The sequence below is a fragment of the Paenibacillus sp. FSL F4-0100 genome (assembly GCF_037993005.1).
Taxonomy (GTDB): domain Bacteria; phylum Bacillota; class Bacilli; order Paenibacillales; family Paenibacillaceae; genus Paenibacillus_AQ.
On the sequence record NZ_CP150303.1, the window covers coordinates 1,593,838 to 1,611,155 of the forward strand.

The window sequence follows — 17,318 nt, forward strand, 5'->3', positions numbered from 1 at the left end:
ATACCGATAAGGAGGAAGTGGAATGAATCGTTTGCAGCAAGGGGATGTCGTATTATTTCAAGGGGACAGTATTACGGATTGCGGTCGTGACCGTAACTTTTCCGGCAGCTTGGGTAACGGCTACCCGCTATTGATCGACTCGTTGTTCGGCATGAAATTTCCTGAGTTAAACGTAACCTTTTTGAATAGAGGGATCAGTGGAAACCGGGTCGTTGACTTGAATGACAGATGGCAGGAGGATTGCCTGGACCTGAAACCGGACTGGGTATCCATCTATATCGGAATCAATGACACTTGGCGCCGATATGATAGCGGTGACCCGACAAGCACCGAGGATTACAAAGCTGGCTACCGTCGATTGATCGAACGCACCAAAGGGGCGCTGGACGCCAAGTTGATTCTGGTTGAACCGTTCGTGCTGCCGCATCCGGAGGATCGCAGAGTTTGGCGCGAGGATCTGGATCCGAAAATCACGGCGGTTCGCGAATTGGCGGTAGAATACGGGGCGCTTCTAGTGCCGCTGGACGGATTGTTCGCTGCGGCGTCGGTGCGCCGCGAAGCTGCTTTCTGGGCGCCGGACGGCGTGCATCCGTCGCCGGCCGGACACGGCCTGATCGCGAAGGCTTGGCTTGAAACGATGGGCGTTCGTTTGGATTAATTCATTTATCAGCGAAAAGCGGAATGCAAGATGAACGATAAGCTTGATGCGCTGATCGATCAAGATGAGAAAAGAGCTCGGGCGTGAATCACTGCCTTTCGAGCTCTTTTTTTAATCATGCATTAAAGCGAGAAAATTAAGGTTGACGCCCCTTGTTAAATCCTATAGGATTACTTGTATTAATATTCGTCCTTTTAACGGAAAACAGGGGGAGAGAGAACATGAAAGGCAGTAAACATGTAAGGAAATTAACGACGCTGGTGCTCGCGTTTATGATTGTCTTAACCGGTTGTGCCGAATCGGGCAGCGGTGGCGGTAACGGAGCCGGGAATCTGGCGGACAAGGTCGAGAACCTGCCGGCAGGCATCGCGGAGAAGGATCCTGTGAAATTGATGGTCGTCCGGAAAATCGGGGGCGATGATCATACGGCGCAATTTTTGGCAGGCGCGAAGCAGGAAGGCGAGGCACTCGGGTTTAAGGTAGATACCTTCTCGGCGAACGGGGATTCCGCCAAATTCCATGATGCGATCGCCCAGGCCATTGACAGCGATTACGATGGATTTATCATTTCGCACGGAGACGATCCTGCATCGGTTCAAGACGTGAAGAAGATTACGGATAAAGGGATTCCTGTCGTCACCTTTGACTCCCTGCCGGAGATCGGCGACATTGCAGGGGTAACCCAGACATCGCAGGATGACGAGCAGCTGGCGAAGCTGGCACTGGACAAGCTGGTCGAAGAGCAAGGGCCGGAAGCCAACATCGTCTATCTCTGGGTAGACGGATTCCCGCCGATGGTGCGTCGTAATGCCGTATATCAGGAAACGCTGAAGAACAACCCGGGCATCAAGGAATTGGAGCGTTTCGGTGTAGCAAGTAACCAGACTTCACTAGAAACGCAAAATGCAGTATCCGCCATCCTGACGAAATATCCGAAGGGTGAACTCGATGCGATCTTCGCTACCTGGGATGCCTTCGCCATCGGTGCAGCCAGAGCGCTGGAGGAAGCGGGACGCACCGAGGTTAAGATTTACGGCATCGACGTATCCAACGCAGATTTGGAGCTGATTCAGAAGCAAGACAGCCCATGGGTGGCAACGGCTGCCGTGGATCCGAAAACGATCGGCGCGATCAACGTCCGTTTGCTTGCTAAAAAGATTGCCGGCGAGGAAACGCCTGCTACGGTCAATCTGGAGCCTGTATTGATCGAGCGCTCAGGCCTTGCAGGTGCAACCGAAGCGGTCAACATGGTTAACCTGGCGGATATTATCCCTAGCTGGGGAACAAGCACCGAATTCGAAGAGGACTGGATGAAGGCGTTGAAAGAAGCAGGCGGCAAATAAACAGCACGATTCATACAGGCGCTCTTGTCGGTCATCGATAAGGGCGCCCTATCCTATTTGAAGGGAAGAATGCACTTGCGAAGCGTTATGGAGCCAACAACTGCCACATCGACCGACGTGTCGGATGCGGCACCCTTACTTCAAATGAAGCATATCTCGATCTCCTTTCCGGGTGTTAAGGCGTTGACCGATGTTGATTTTCAGACGACGGCGGGAACGGCCCATGCGTTGATCGGCGCGAATGGCGCAGGGAAATCTACATTAATGAAGATTCTATCGGGAGCTTACAACCATTACGAGGGCGAGATTTGGATCAATGGGAGCAAGGTGCACATTCGTTCCCCGAAGGAAGCGAAGGACCTGGGCATTCAGATCGTCTATCAAGAGGTGGATACGGCGCTCATCCCGAACCTGACGGTCGGGGAGAACATTATGCTCGACCGGACGGTTCACGATATGGGCAAACGGCACTTGATCCACTGGAAAGAACTCCATCAGGAGGCCGAATCGATTCTTGCACGGATGAATATCCGGGTTCCCGGCAAGAAGCTGATTTCGGAGCTGACGCTGGCGGAGAAGCAGATGGTGCTGATCGCAAGAGCCGTCTCCAAGCAGTGCCGGATTCTGGTGCTGGACGAGCCGACCGCGCCGCTCAGCCACAGCGAGACGGATCAGCTGTTCAAGCTGGTGCGCAAGCTGAAGCAGGATGGGGTCGGCATTATTTTCATATCGCACCGGCTGCCGGAGTTGTATGAAATTTGCGATGATATTACGATCATGCGGGATGGTCAGTTGGTGAAGAGTGACCGCATTGCGAATATCGATCAGCCGAAAGTGGTGGAGTACATGCTGGGCTCCAAGATGGAGCAGCAGTTTCCCCACGTCGAGCGGGACATCGGCTTCACCTGGTTCGAGGTGAAGAAGATGTTTGACCCGGGCAAAATCAACGGCGTTGACCTGCACATCCGCAAAGGGGAGATCGTCGGTCTGGCCGGTCTGGTCGGGGCCGGGAAAACCGAGCTGTGCCGGGCAATATTCGGAGCATCCGACACATCGACCGGCGAGATCACGCTGAACGGGAAAAAGCTGCGCATCCGCTCGCCGCATGATGCCGTATCGCAGGGCATTGCGCTGGTCCCCGAGGAGCGCCGCCGCGAAGGTGTCTTCGTGGAAGAAGCGGTGTCCGTCAATTTAACGGCTGCGGTGCTGTCCCGTTTTTCCAGATGGGGCTCCTGGCTTAGCTTCGGCAAGGAAAAGCAGGCGGCGAGGGAGATTATTCAGTCGCTCGGCATTAAGACCCCAAATGAGCGGGCCAGAGTGAGAAACCTGTCCGGGGGCAACCAGCAGAAGGTGGCGATCGGCAAGTGGCTGTTGGTCGACGCGGACGTGTATATTTTTGATGAGCCGACCAAAGGGGTTGACGTTGGCGCGAAGCGGGACATCTTCCATCTGGTGGCCGAGCTGGCCAAGCGGGGGAAATGCGTGCTGTACGCCTCAAGCGAGCTGTCCGAAATCGTTGGCATCACGGATCGGGTGTATGTGATGTATGACGGCGGCATCACGAAGGAGCTAACGACGCAGTCATCCAACGAAGAGGAACTATTGCTTTATTGCACAGGAGGCGGGTTGACATGAATACAGCAAGACCTGTTAAGGAGAAGCCAGCGGCTAGTTTCGCTTTTGATTTTCTATATAAATACGGCACGTTGATTACGGTATTTGTACTTATTCTCGTATTCGGGACCGTCGCCGACAACTTTTTGAATACAAGCAACATTATTAACATACTCCGTTCGATCTCGATCGTGACGATCATTGCCGTGGGACTGACCGTATCGCTGGCCGTTGGCGGCTTTGACCTGTCTGTCGGCTCGACGGCTTCTCTTGCGAACGCGCTGGTTATTTCCATGTTCGTCTGGCACGGGCAAAATATCGGCATCGGCATTGGTATCACGCTGCTGTTCTGTCTGGTCGTGGGATTGATCAACGCCTTCCTGGTCATCAATTTCAAAATTGATGATATGCTGATGACGTTGGCCACGATGTTTATCTTTCAAGGCGTTGCGCTCACGTATACCCGCGGCGCTACCATTTCCCAGAATATGATCCTGCCGAGCGGAGATTTTGCCACCGGTAAAATTCCGGCGGTGTTTGAGAAGATTGGGCAAGTGCCATGGATCATTATCATTATGGTTCTCGTCGTCCTCGTCGTCCATCTGTTCCTGACCTATACGAAACACGGACGGTATATGTATATGATCGGAGGCAACCGTGAAGCGGCGGCTTTATCCGGGATTCCGGTGAGCAAATACCGTTTGCTTGCTTATCTGGTTTCTGCATTGTTTGCCGCCATCGGCGGCATTATCCTCGGGGCACGCGTCATGACGGCCGAAGTCAACTCCGGCGGACCTTATCTGATGGATGCCGTCGCCGCGACTTTCATCGGATACTCCGTATTCGGAGCCGGCAAGCCAAATGCGCTCGGGACCTTTGTCGGCGCCGTGTTGATCGGTATATTGCAAAATGGCCTGATCATGCTGTCCGTGCCGTATTATGCGATGGATATCGTGAAGGGCGCCGTGCTGGCGTTGGCGCTTGCTTTAACCTACTATAAGAAGCGGCATTGATCGCTTAAGCTGCGCTTTTTGTAACCGAACTTTGTTCCATTCATACTTATCGAGACCATCCCTCCAGTGTCCCAACTTCGGAGTGGGTGGTCTTTTTTCATGACTAGCAGCATTTAGACAACCTATGGGATAAGCAAAATTTCAAGCCTTATTCTACGGGCGAATTCGGCGGATTATCCATGATTTGGTTATTTAGTTGACGGACCCAACTTGTATTCATTATCCTTGATAGAAGACTGAATAAATTGTACATACATTTGCCTCGTATAAAGAGAAAGGGGACTCATCATGAAAAAAACAACCTTCATACAACCGGATCCCATGACTTGGCTGGACACATTTCACTTTGAAATTCCGATAAAGATAAGGTATTGCGAAACGGATATGCTGGGTCATGTCAATAACGTCAGTTATTTCATGTATTTTGAGCAGGGACGCATTGAGTACTTCGAGAACCTGGGATTGACCGAGGATCTGTTCAGCGACAAAAAGGTGTCGGTGGTTGCGGATCTGGAATGCCAGTATCTTGCTCAAATGTATCTGAAGGACCCGCTTAAGCTTCATGTCCGGGTGGCTGAGATCGGGCGTTCCTCCATGGACGTCCAATATGCGATCGTGGTGGATGGCACCTTAAAAGCGGCCGGTCGCGGAACCATTGTCCTCATCGATACCGCGTCAGGCAAGAGCACGCCAATTCCGGATTCGGCACGCGAGCGAATTTCGACGTTTGAAGGATGGATGTAACGAAAAGCGAAAGATCAATCATAATCAGATAAGAAGGGAAGGGATTAGGGATGAACATCCGTTTTGCCGTTATCGGCACAAACTGGATTACCGAGCGGTTTCTCCAAGCTGCTCTGGAGACGGAAGAATTTATTCTTGCAGCCGTATACTCTCGTACAGAAGAGAAGGGAAAGGCTTTCGCGGCCAAGTACGCGGATCCCAAAGTGTACACGGATCTTGTGACGATGCTGCAGGATGACGAGATTGATGCGGTGTACATTGCGAGCCCGAATTCCTATCACGTCGATCAGGCGATATTATGCATGAACCACGGGAAGCATGTTCTCTGCGAGAAGCCGATGGCTTCTAACGCAGTCGAAGTGTCCGCCATGATTGAAGCTGCGAAGAATAACAACGTTCTGCTAATGGAAGCCCTGAAGTCGACGTTGATGCCGAATTTCAAGACCGTCAGGGACAACCTGTACAAGTTGGGTCCGATTCGGCGTTATTTTGCAAGCTATTGCCAATACTCCTCCCGTTATGATGCGTACAAGCAGGGGACGGTACTCAATGCATTTAATCCCGAATATTCCAACGGTTCACTCATGGATCTGGGGATTTATTGCCTGTACCCGATGGTCACCCTGTTCGGTAAACCGGGCTCCGTCAAAGCTTCGGGTTATATGCTATCCTCCGGGGTTGATGGCGAGGGCAGCCTGTTGTTGTCCTATCCCGAGATGGATGCCGTTATCATGCACTCCAAGATCAGCGATTCCTATGCCCCTACCGAAATCCAGGGCGAGAACGGCACGATGATTATCGACAAGATCAATCAGCCTTACGATGTGAAGATCCATTACAGAGACGGCACCATTGAGAACGTCACCCAACTGCAGACCCATGAATCGATGTATTATGAAGCTCGGGAATTTATCGATTTAATCCAATGCGGCGAAAGGGAAAGTGAAATCAATACCCATGCCAACTCACTCATTACGGCTGAAATTATGGAGGAAGCCAGACGTCAGGTCGGACTGCGGTATCCGGCCGATTCCCGCACCGATATATGATATTTGTCATACTCCCGAAATGACGTTTATGACTACGACACGCGTGACATTCTATCTATAATTAAGTTAGACAAGTGCGTGATACATGTATAACGTCCTTGCGCCATTTCGAGGAGGAAGACTACTATGGCTAAACCCGATAACAAACTATCCAGCTTAAAGAAGAACGTTGCCCCTTATGAGGAAATTGACACAAAGGCGAGTATTGGTCAGCTTTTCAATACACTGGTTCCCTTGATATTGCTATGGTATGCAGCTTATTTAAGCCTATCCGTATCGTACTGGCTTACCATTCCCATAGCGGTTATTGCATCGGGGTTTGTTGTCCGGACGTTTATCATATTCCATGACTGCTGTCACGGATCTTTCTTCAAAAGCCGCAAGGCGAACAAAATTCTCGGCACGATTACAGGCGTAATTACATTGTGCCCTTACGAGCAATGGAAGAACACGCACGCGATTCATCACGCGACGAGCAGCAATCTCGATAAGCGTGGAATCGGCGATATGTGGGTATTAACCGTTGAAGAGTATGGAGCGGCTTCTTTTTGGCAGCGTTTATACTACCGGGTATACCGCAATCCGATCGTGATGTTTGGACTGGGTCCCATCGCCATTTTTCTGGTATCTTATCGTTTCAACCGTAAAGGCGCGAGACGCAAGGAGAAGATCAGTAACTATATAACGAATATTTCGATTGTTGCGCTGTATGCATTACTGTGCTGGGCGATTGGATGGCAGGCATTTCTGCTCGTTCAAGCTCCTATCTTTATGGTATCGGGGATGCTTGGCATTTGGTTGTTCTATGTACAGCATCAATTTGAAGAAACGTATTACGAGCATGATGAAGAGTGGAGTTATATCAATGCAGCCGTAGAAGGAAGCTCTTATTACAAACTTCCGAAGGTTCTGCAATGGATTACGGGTAACATCGGCTTCCATCACGTTCACCATCTTAGCCCGAAGGTTCCTAATTATAACCTGGAGAAGGCCCATGAAGCCGCTCCTCCGCTGCAAAAGGCAACAACGATTACGCTCAAGACCAGTCTGAAGTCGATTCGTTTCCGTCTGTGGGATGAAGACAAAAAGGTGTTCGTCACGTTTAAGGATGCAAAGAAATCGCTCCGTAAACCGCAGGAATCGGTATTGGCGAAAGCCGAGAAGAGCCTGGCGAGCAGTAGACCTAGAGTGCAGGGCGAGTAATTCCTTGCGGCTGCGAGGTTACAATAGGAATAGGAATGAATAAGAATCCGGGTACGTTTTGCAGAAATGAGGACTAAGCTCGAACCGACAGAAGGTGGGACTCCATGCAGAAATGGTATCAGATATTTCATAAAAGTACGGGGCTGAGCCCTTATGTATGGGTCGTCTTCTACATCCTTCCGTTCTATTTCATCTTCCGGTCGACCTCTACCTATCAGGTCGTCAGCGGCACGCTGATGATTGTGATGTTCTTCGCCTTCTATGTGCTCTCATTTCTGGCCAAAGGCTGGCTCGTCTACTTCTGGACGAGTCTGCAAATTCTGATATCAATTACGATGTCATTGGTATTCGGGTATATCTATTTCTCGTTGTTCCTCGCATTTTTCATCGGGAACATCAAGAATAAGGCCGGGTTTATCACGCTGTATTCGATCCATCTGGTCACGACCATCATTACAGTCAATTATGGATTGTTAACGCGGAATCCGTTCTTTATCACACAGCTGCCATTTATGCTTGTCAGTGTTGTCGGGGTGATTCTGCTGCCCGTGACGAACTATAACCGGAATAAGAATGATCAGCTGCAGGGTCAGCTGGAGGATGCCAACAAACGGATTTCGGAACTGGTGAAGCTGGAGGAACGTCAGCGCATTGCCCGTGATTTGCATGATACGCTGGGACAGAAGCTGTCTCTCATTGGCCTCAAAAGTGATTTGGCTGGTAAATTGATGACGCAAGATACGGAAAGAGCCCAGGCCGAGATCAACGATGTGCGCCAGACGGCCAGAACGGCACTCAAGGAAGTGCGCGAGATGGTGACAAGGATGCGGGGGACCCGGCTCACGGATGAAATTTTCCGCATTCAGCAAATTCTAAAGGCGGCACAAATTGAATTAACCTTTGAGGGAACGTTGGAGCCGGAAAATCTGTCGTTAATGAATGAAAATGTGATCAGCATGTGCCTGAAAGAGGCCGTGAATAATATCGTGAAACATAGCAATGCCACGGCCTGCTCCATTGTGATCGAATCCACGGAAACGGATCTGGTTGCGAAGGTGAAGGACAATGGAACAGGGTTCGTGACTGATGCGAGAAACCGCGGGAATGGACTCCGGGGAATGAGAGAGCGGCTTGAATTCGTAAACGGAAGCATGGAGTTCACTTCCGGCGAGGGAACTACGCTGATCCTTCGTGTACCTAATGTGCTTAGAATGCCGGATAAGGAGGCGGGAATATGATCCGAATTGTCATTGCCGAAGATCAGCGGTTGCTGCTTGGAGCCCTGGCCTCACTGCTTGATCTGGAAGAAGATATGCAGGTGGTCGGGACGGCAGGTAATGGGAAGGATGCCGTACAGCTTGTCAAACTTCATAAACCGGATATCTGTATCATGGATATTGAGATGCCGATGATGAACGGACTTGAGGCTGCCGAAGAGCTAAAAGGCTATGGTTGTAAGGTGATGATCTTGACGACCTTTGCTCGGCCGGGGTATTTCGAGCGTGCCGTGAAGGCTGGCGCCAACGCCTACCTCCTCAAGGACAGCCCGAGCGAGGAACTGGCTGCATCCATTCGAAGCATTATGGCAGGCAGACGAATATACGCCTCGGAGCTTGTGGATGAAGCGTATTCCGGTGAAGAGAATCCGCTGACGGAGCGGGAAAAGGAAGTGCTGGGCCTGATTGCGGACGGTAAGAATACGAAGGAAATTGCCAATGAGCTGTTCATTACAACGGGTACTGTACGGAATTATATTTCCGTTATTCTTGATAAGCTCGGCGTCAGCAACCGGATCGAAGCGATCACGCGTTTTAAAGAAAAAGGTTGGTTTAAATAATTAAATAAATATAGCCGGAAGCCCCGTGGTTGCAGCCACCGGGCTTATTTTTCGTGTGGATAAAGAGCAAGGGATAGCCCGGAAAATCCATTTTGATTCGCGATATATGTATTTTTTTACCTGGTGTATTATTCGTTTTTATGCATAAATATTCATTGTCTTTTGTGTGGTAAATTATTTGGATATAATTTATATTTTTTGGAAACCATAAAATCACTAATAAAATTAAGCCTGTACTTTATGTAAATAATGTAGTATCTATTGGGCTATCAAGCAAGAATATTGCTGTTGCTTTGTAAATGTATGCATTTTTATGTATAATAGGAATGATTGCCCGAAGTCAAATTTGAGGAGGAGGAGGTCTTCTATGGACCATATGATGTTTGAGGTTGGAACTGCTCTGATTCTGGTTGCTATAGCCTCCATAATTGCAGGAAAGCTCAAGTTCTCGATTATACCGTTCTTGATTGTACTCGGGATGCTTGTAGGTCCGCATGCACCAACGATAGGAATTCTTGACTTTAAATTTATCGAGAGCCAGGGAATCATCGATTTTCTGGGGCAAATCGGTATTCTATTCCTGCTCTTTTACCTTGGCCTTGAATTCTCTGTTCAAAAATTAATCAAATCCGGACGAAACATAGTGGTAGGCGGAACCATATATGTCATCCTAAACTTTGCACTGGGCCTGGCTTACGGATTTGTGATCAACATGCCGCTGTATGAGACGTTAATCATTGCAGGGATGTTGTCCGTTTCCTCTACTGCAATTGTGGCAAAAGTGCTGGTGGATCTGCGGCGCACCGGTAATGCGGAGACGGAGCTTATTCTCGGCATGATTTTGTTCGATGATATATTCCTTGCCGTGTTCTTATCGATTATGTCGGGACTGCTGTTAGGCGGGGCTACATCGGTAGGGGCAACGATTATCTCCGTAGGTATATCCATAGGTTACATGCTGTTGTTCTTTGTTATTGCGAGAAAAGGTCCACCTATACTTAACAAATTGCTGAATATTACATCCAGCGAAATTTTCATTATCGTTGTTTTCTCGTCGATGTTCTTTATTGCTGGATTTTCAGAGACGCTGCACGTAGCTGAAGCGATTGGCGCGCTGTTGTTCGGACTAGCCTTATCCGAGACAGATCATAGCGAACGGATCGAGCAGTTGGTTATTCCTTTCCGTGATTTTTTTGGAGCGATCTTCTTCTTCAGTTTCGGTCTCGGTATCGACCCGACCACGCTGGGGAATGCGTTATGGCTGGCACTCGGTGCCGTGGGACTGACTATTATTGGCAACCTTGTAGCAGGCATGATTGCGGGACGCAAGGCCGGATTATCGCATAAGTCGTCGCTTAACATCGGATTGACTATTATGGCGCGCGGGGAGTTCACGATCATTGTTGCGAATCTGGGACTCGCTGGCGGACTGTCCGCCGTGCTGAAACCGTTCTCGGCGCTATATGTTCTGATTCTTGCGATCCTCGGGCCTCTTCTAGCCAAGGAGTCAAAATGGGTCTATCGTGGCGTGAATAAAATATTCAAATGGAGCGAACCTGTGGAGAAAGTAAAAAAAAGGAAAGTATGAGGATGCTGGGATGATTTACTTTCTTCCAACTAATCTATATAATCTAGAGATTGAATTAACCCCAGAACGGAGGATTTTCACATGAGTATTATTCGCGAATCTGATCTGCCGGGTATCGGGAAGAAATTCCTTATTCAGGCGAGATCAGGGGATAAGCTGGTTATTGTGATTCATGACGATGGCCGTAGAGAACTGTACCATTTTGAAGATGACGATCCTGAGGAGACCATCTCCCAGATTACATTAGAGGATGATGAGGCTAGACAAATTGCCGGCATCATCGGCGGCATGACGTATAAGCCGAAAGCGCTGGAGACAATCGAGGTGACACTTGAAGACCTGATCATCGAATGGGCACGCATCGAGCCGCATTATAAATGCGTGGATAAGACCATTGCTGAGCTTGGAGTTCGCCAAAGAACAGGTGCAAATGTACTGGCGATCGTAAAGCGGAACGAACAGAAAATCAATCCGGGACCGGACGACATCCTGACAGCGGGATCGACGCTGGTTCTTGCGGGCGAGCGCAAGCAGATCAAGCAACTGAAAGAACTGCTGGTCAACGGCTAATAGCGCTCCTTGGTTGATACGATGATAAACCATACCGAAAGCAAGCTCCTCTTTTGTGGGGGGCTTGCTTTTTTATGCGATGGGCAACCTATTCATCCAAGGGATAATATACGAATCTGTTTTGCATAAAAAAAGCGCCAAGGGTTTTGTCCCTTGTGCGCTTTTTCTGTTTAACAGCGGGATGCTGCGGGTTATGGATTTTCAGAGGGCCCGGTTATTTCCGGGCCACAATCATAAACCGGGCGGAGTTCGTCCGGATTCCACGATCTGTGCGATGGTCTCTGATGAACTGCTGCAGGATGCGAAAATCCAATTCCTCCTGTCCAAACCCGGGGATGATGGGCGTGTGCTTGAGCAGAAAGATAAGATCCTCTTCACGCTCATAGTACTCAACCGCATCGTATTCGGCATATTGGATATCGCCGAACCCGGCAAGCCGAAGTTCCTTCGTATATTGATCCTTTAAGGCACCGTCTTCACGGGAGGATTGTCCTCTGCCAAAAGCTTGAGCCAGATTGGCTTTATCACATTCGCGAACCTGCTGCGTCAAAAACACGCCATCCTCTTCTAGTACTCTTGCCACCTCTGATGCACGGAAAGGGGAGTGTTTGCATGAGATCAAATTGAAAAACGCCAACGGGAATTGAAGCGCCTCTGCATCCATCTGCATCAAGCGTACATTGGAAGCCGATACGTTCCGTTTATTCCGCCGGGCTGTCTCTATCATCGCATGTGAAAGATCGATTCCAACCAGCAAGGCTGCTTTGTCGGCGATGGAGAACAAGCTTTCTCCGCCGCCCGTGCCGATATCGAGCACAACGTCGGATGGTTTGCAACATTTGCCGACCTGATCGTAAAAATCCCACTTCACACCTTCCGAGATACATCTGACCTGGCTGAAGTCCCAGCCGTTTAAGGCTCCTACAATATCATAAAACTGCTTGTATTCCTGTGAATTCATTTATATTGTCCACCTTCCATATGAGATAAAATGGGATGCTGTAAACCGATTGACCCTCATTCGATCGAAGCCAAAAGCCGGCAGACTTCTTGGTTATAGAGCAGGAGAACTTGTCCATAGGAACGGACGACTCCCTTTCTGTCCGGCAGCTGATTTATGTTATATAGCAAAATGCAGCTCATATGGCTACGAGTTATAATTTTGGCATGGCCCGGTCCTCTGTGAACCCGAGCCTAGCTACTTCGAATGATACGGATCAAGTGCAACATCCCATTCACCCCCATTCTGAAAAGTTTATTTTTTGAGATAAGAAAGATATACATCTGAGGCTTAGCATCCTTATCTCGCAAGAAAAACTTCCGCTATATGCGGTCTGTCTACTGAGAAAGTACGTCAATAGACGTTTTTCTTATTGTATGTCCAAGGATTCTTCGTAATCAAGGAGAATTTTATTAGGAGGAAGGACCATAATCTTAAGCAAATGATAAGAATTTGGAAGTATGGCGTTAAGAAATGTCTACTATACTTGATGAATCCGTTTCCGAAGGAACGGGAATAATCGGATTTTAAAGATGAGAGGGTACTGCCATGAACAAAATAAACGCTTTACCAAGGGAACGTCTTCCCGAGCTGCAATTGGTACGCGCATTTGCCATCCTCGGCGTGCTGTCCGTGCACTCCACTTCGTATGCTGTATCTGCGATGACAGACTCCAAATACTTTTTTATGTACAATTTCATGAACATCTTCATGAAATACGGAACGCCAACATTTATATTTTTGAGCAGTCTGGTACTCTTTTATAATTACTATGACCGTCCTACGACGAAAAAGCTGATCGGTGGATTTTACAAGAAAAGACTGCTGTATATTATCATTCCATATACGCTGTTCTCTGTGTTCTATTTCGCGCTGCTGCACTATTTATATTATCAGGGCAGACCGTTTGGCGAGACGATGGAGAGCTTTGTTCAAAAGTTGTTGACGGGCAAAGCGTATACGCATCTATATTTCGTATTTATTAGCATTCAGTTTTATGTAATGTTTCCGCTTGTGTTGTGGCTGTTCAAGAAGGTGCCCCAGCTTGCGAAATGGGCGATACCGATTGGACTGGTGATCCAGTGGACGTTTATACTAATGAATAAGTACTATTGGCAGGTACCGAATAAAGGGAGCTGGGCATTGTCCTACATTGCCTATTTCATGCTGGGAGCATTTATCGGCATCTATTACCCGAAACTGAAGGCCTGGCTTGTCATTAGCCGCGCGAACGCACGACCACACCGCATCGCCGCCTGGGTGGTGCTATGGATCGGATGGGCAGCTGCCGGTCTCGGCCATGTGTACATTTATTACAACAACCGTCTTCACGGAACCGGATATAATTCAACGCTGTATGAGCTATTGTGGAATATGCATACTTATTTTGGGGCGCTTGTCCTGCTCCAGTTTGCCATTCTGTTCTATCGGGCAGGGGTGCGCGGATGGACACCAGCGCTGGAGAGACTGGGGGCCGTATCCTTCGGGATATATCTCATTCATCCATTCTTTCTGCTCGTCTACCGGGAGTTTCCGCTAACCACGGGGAGCTCGATGCTGACCCATCTGTGGTATGCAGGAGGTTTTGCGGCAGCGCTAGGCTGTTCATGGATCGTTGTGGAATTGACGGTTCGATATATACCGGGCTCATGGGTGATATTCGGTAATATTCCGAAGGCGAAGAAATCGGTTAAGCCAGTCGATTCGCCGTCCGTGCCGCTTTCCGGTTCGTAGTCGGTTTCATCGCAAACCAGGACGCATCCGAAGACGAGGGCATGGCTATGGAGAAGAAACATCAATTACCGCACCACGCGGTCTGACATCCATGAAGAAAGACGACGTACAGATGTTGTGCTGACGGCCGCATTCGGAACAAGGAGGAGCCATGTCTGGAGTTACGATATTAATGGTTGATGATGAAACCGAAATTTTGAAATTGATGGAGATTTACGTCAGAAATGAGGGCTACACGCTGCTCACCGCATCTCACGGCCTGGAAGCGCTGGAGATTCTAAGAACCCATAAAGTGGATTTAATCATCCTTGATGTCATGATGCCGCAGATGGATGGCATTGAGGCATGTATGAGAATTCGGGAGGAGAACAACACGCCGATCATCATGCTGTCCGCCAAGAGTCAGGAGATTGACAAGATCGCCGGGCTCAGCATCGGCGCGGATGATTATGTGACCAAGCCGTTCAGCCCGCTGGAATTGATCGCAAGAATCAAATCACAGCTCCGCCGATACAAACAGCTGAACAGTAAATCGGTGAGGGATGAGAACGAAATCCAGATCGATGAGCTGATTATGAATGTCGCTTCCCACCGAGTAACGGTGGCAGGCGTTGAGATTAAGCTGACGCCGCGCGAATTTGCCCTGCTGCATATGCTGGCCATCAATCGCGGACTCGTGCTTAGCATGGACAAGATTTATACCGAGGTGTGGAACGAACCGTTCATGGAATCGAAAAATACGGTCATGGTACATATTCGCAAGCTGCGCGAGAAGATCGAGAAGGATCCGCAGCAGCCGGAATATATTAAGACGGTGTGGGGGATTGGTTACAAAATAGAGTAAACTTAAGCAGAGGTGACTAACTTGAAAGTAATGAAGCTTCATAGCATCCGTCTGAAGATGCTGCTTATGCTGTTTAGCAGCATCGGCATCACGGCAGCCCTGCTTATCATACTCTATGCGTTAAGTACGCTAATACTCTCGATTCCGGCAATCAAGCCGCCGCTCGTCTGGATCATTAACCATATTGGCTCGGATCCGGTTATGCTGGTTACGGGCATCATTCTCTTTTTTGCCAGCTATTATATGAGCACGAAGTGGTTTGTCCTTGATCTGCAGAAAATACAGACCGGTCTTCAGGACATCACGGCGGGACGATTCGATTCCAGAATCGAGCTTAAATCCCAAGATGAATTAGGCGTCGTCGCTTCCAGCATAAACCGCATGACCGAACAGCTGAACGTTTATCTGGAGGAAATCAGGAATGGGCTTCGCGAGATTGCCAAGGGGAATTTCGACACCGACATTCCGGTGCAGTCAGGCAGCCAGCTGGGTGAGGTGGCGGAGAGCATCAACCAAATGAGCAGGCAGCTTCACCAATCCATTCTGGAGGAGCGTAACGCGGAGAAAACAAAGAATGATCTGATTACGGGCGTTTCCCATGACTTGCGGACGCCGCTTACATCGATACTGGGATTTCTGGAAGTTATTGAGGAAGACCGGTACCAGGATGAAGTGGAGCTGCGATATTACGTGAATATCGCTTATGAGAAAGCGCAAAATCTAAAGAAGCTCATTGATGATTTGTTCGAATACACACGGATTAATAACGGGCTTCCGCTGGATATCCAGAAGATCGATATGGCTCAGTTCATTAGACAGCTGATCGAGGAATTCGTTCCTGCCCTGGAGAAATCCGGGATGGAATGCAAGCTTGCGGCAGAGGAAGGCCTCATTATTCAGGCAGATGGCGCCCAGCTTGTCCGAGCTTACGAGAATTTGATAACCAATGCGATCCGTTACGGAGATTCGGGCAAAAAGATCGACATCGCCGTCCGCAGCGATGGCAATCAGGTGAGCATTAGCTTCACCAACTACGGAGATCCGATTCCTGAGCGTGATTTGCCGTTCATCTTTGATCGCTTCTACCGTGTAGAGACCTCACGTTCGAAGCAGACAGGGGGTACCGGCTTGGGATTGGCCATTACGAAGAGCATTGTGGAGATCCAAGGCGGTGAAATCCGGGTACGGAGCGACCAGCAGAGGACAACCTTTGAAACGCGGTTTCCTAAAGTCGTATAACGGATGCTTTAACTTGCCTGTATGTACTACATCTTTTTTTACACTGTAAAACACAACCCAGTACCGCGCCGGTACTGGGTTTGTTGTATACTGGAAAGAAAGAAATTTTTCTGGGGATTAAACCCACTAATATCGAGGCCATAATTGAAACTGCAAAGTTACTCTGTCTCATAGGTATCATTGTTCTCCCGAATCACTTCCATAAACTCCAGAACAATCGTTGATATGGCATCCTCTTGAGGCATATAGATATATTGACTGATTCTCAAAATATCGTCTTTGTATAAATCAATGAGTTGCAGAATGGCTTGATCATCATTCTGCTTTGCAGCTTGCAGCAAAGTCATGAATTCGCGATCTGAGATAACTTTTGGATCATTTTTCTTTTCCATCGGTTCACCGCCTGTTGAGAGATATGGAGCTGCTTGGCTACTTCCGCTTCAGTGAGGTCTTCTATGAAGAGTTTATATATAATGGTTCTCCCTTGCGGGGGCAATGAATCCAGTAATTGACCAATCCAAATGCGGTCATCGGATCTTGCATGAAATGAGCCTGTCTGCACGGTACTAAAATCAGGGTACGGCGTTTCTCGTTTTCTAAGTTTTTTAGCCTGATATTGTATTCTCCAACCAATTCGATAAATTTCTGTTTTATAGCGTTCGTATGCTGTTATATGCTTCTTCATAACGCATCCCTCCTATGCCTGTCTATAATCGTATTCATCATTTAGGGAAAAAAGAGAAGTTAAAGAACTACAAAACAAGAACATTTGTTCTTATTTTATTATACTATTTTTTACATCTATTGTGAAATGGTACTCTATAAGTTGAACTATTGAATCCACTCATAAAAACGGACAAAAGAAAAAGGACAGCTCCGATA

17 protein-coding genes are annotated in these 17,318 nt (G+C 48.5%); 14 read left to right on the top strand and 3 right to left on the bottom strand.

Annotation, left to right across the window (positions count from 1 at the left end; all coding sequences use genetic code 11):
• The first annotated feature begins 22 nt into the window (after positions 1-22).
• The 11 genes from MHH48_RS06960 to MHH48_RS07010 all read left to right on the top strand — a co-directional run bounded on the left by MHH48_RS06960 (position 23) and on the right by MHH48_RS07010 (position 11,619).
• The gene (locus tag MHH48_RS06960; RefSeq protein ID WP_076322878.1) at positions 23-658 is read left to right on the top strand and encodes an SGNH/GDSL hydrolase family protein; all 636 of its coding nucleotides are present in this window, start codon (positions 23-25) and stop codon (positions 656-658) included.
• Positions 659-879: 221 nt separating this feature from the next.
• Positions 880-2,001, top strand: a complete 1,122-nt coding sequence (locus MHH48_RS06965) for a sugar ABC transporter substrate-binding protein (RefSeq protein WP_076322879.1) — start codon at positions 880-882, stop codon at positions 1,999-2,001.
• A gap of 144 nt (positions 2,002-2,145) precedes the next feature.
• Positions 2,146-3,636: a sugar ABC transporter ATP-binding protein gene (locus MHH48_RS06970; protein ID WP_083659684.1), complete on the top strand. Its 1,491-nt coding sequence runs from the start codon at positions 2,146-2,148 to the stop codon at positions 3,634-3,636.
• A complete protein-coding gene (locus tag MHH48_RS06975) occupies positions 3,633-4,628 on the top strand; it encodes an ABC transporter permease (protein WP_076322880.1) in 996 nt (331 codons plus the stop codon). Before MHH48_RS06970 ends, MHH48_RS06975 begins: the two co-directional genes overlap by 4 nt.
• A 288-nt stretch (positions 4,629-4,916) precedes the next feature.
• Positions 4,917-5,372, top strand: coding sequence for a thioesterase family protein (locus tag MHH48_RS06980; RefSeq protein WP_076322881.1), 456 nt, complete (start codon positions 4,917-4,919; stop codon positions 5,370-5,372).
• A gap of 50 nt (positions 5,373-5,422) precedes the next feature.
• Complete coding sequence (locus tag MHH48_RS06985; protein ID WP_076322882.1) at positions 5,423-6,421, top strand: Gfo/Idh/MocA family oxidoreductase; 999 nt, start codon at positions 5,423-5,425, stop codon at positions 6,419-6,421.
• A gap of 126 nt (positions 6,422-6,547) precedes the next feature.
• Positions 6,548-7,624 carry a fatty acid desaturase gene (locus MHH48_RS06990; protein ID WP_076322883.1) on the top strand — a complete coding sequence of 359 codons (1,077 nt, stop codon included), beginning with the start codon at positions 6,548-6,550 and terminating at the stop codon, positions 7,622-7,624.
• A gap of 104 nt (positions 7,625-7,728) precedes the next feature.
• Entirely contained in the window at positions 7,729-8,862 is a 1,134-nt protein-coding gene (locus MHH48_RS06995) for a sensor histidine kinase (protein WP_076322884.1), read from the top strand.
• Positions 8,859-9,461, top strand: coding sequence for a response regulator transcription factor (locus MHH48_RS07000; protein ID WP_076322885.1), 603 nt, complete (start codon positions 8,859-8,861; stop codon positions 9,459-9,461). The genes MHH48_RS06995 and MHH48_RS07000 overlap by 4 nt, the downstream gene beginning before the upstream one ends.
• A gap of 367 nt (positions 9,462-9,828) precedes the next feature.
• Positions 9,829-11,049, top strand: coding sequence for a cation:proton antiporter (locus MHH48_RS07005; RefSeq protein ID WP_076322886.1), 1,221 nt, complete (start codon positions 9,829-9,831; stop codon positions 11,047-11,049).
• Between the two features lie 81 nt (positions 11,050-11,130).
• Complete coding sequence (locus MHH48_RS07010; protein WP_076322887.1) at positions 11,131-11,619, top strand: cation:proton antiporter regulatory subunit; 489 nt, start codon at positions 11,131-11,133, stop codon at positions 11,617-11,619.
• Between the two features lie 214 nt (positions 11,620-11,833).
• Here the strand turns inward: MHH48_RS07010 and MHH48_RS07015 are convergent, their stop codons facing one another.
• A complete protein-coding gene (locus MHH48_RS07015) occupies positions 11,834-12,580 on the bottom strand; it encodes a class I SAM-dependent methyltransferase (RefSeq protein ID WP_076322888.1) in 747 nt (248 codons plus the stop codon).
• Positions 12,581-13,168: 588 nt separating this feature from the next.
• On the opposite strand from MHH48_RS07015, the gene MHH48_RS07020 reads away from it, so the two are divergent.
• The 3 genes from MHH48_RS07020 (at position 13,169) to MHH48_RS07030 (ending at position 16,436) form a co-directional block, all read left to right on the top strand.
• Complete coding sequence (locus MHH48_RS07020) at positions 13,169-14,353, top strand: acyltransferase (protein WP_076322889.1); 1,185 nt, start codon at positions 13,169-13,171, stop codon at positions 14,351-14,353.
• Positions 14,354-14,504: 151 nt separating this feature from the next.
• Positions 14,505-15,197, top strand: a complete 693-nt coding sequence (locus tag MHH48_RS07025) for a response regulator transcription factor (protein WP_076322890.1) — start codon at positions 14,505-14,507, stop codon at positions 15,195-15,197.
• Between the two features lie 21 nt (positions 15,198-15,218).
• Positions 15,219-16,436 carry a HAMP domain-containing sensor histidine kinase gene (locus MHH48_RS07030; RefSeq protein ID WP_076322891.1) on the top strand — a complete coding sequence of 406 codons (1,218 nt, stop codon included), beginning with the start codon at positions 15,219-15,221 and terminating at the stop codon, positions 16,434-16,436.
• 158 nt (positions 16,437-16,594) lie between these two features.
• Here the strand turns inward: MHH48_RS07030 and MHH48_RS07035 are convergent, their stop codons facing one another.
• Positions 16,595-16,783: a hypothetical protein gene (locus MHH48_RS07035; protein WP_083659672.1), complete on the bottom strand. Its 189-nt coding sequence runs from the start codon at positions 16,781-16,783 to the stop codon at positions 16,595-16,597.
• On the bottom strand, positions 16,780-17,121 hold the full coding sequence (locus tag MHH48_RS07040) for a sigma-70 family RNA polymerase sigma factor (protein ID WP_076322893.1): 342 nt from the start codon (positions 17,119-17,121) through the stop codon (positions 16,780-16,782). Before MHH48_RS07040 ends, MHH48_RS07035 begins: the two co-directional genes overlap by 4 nt.
• Positions 17,122-17,318: the final 197 nt, after the last annotated feature.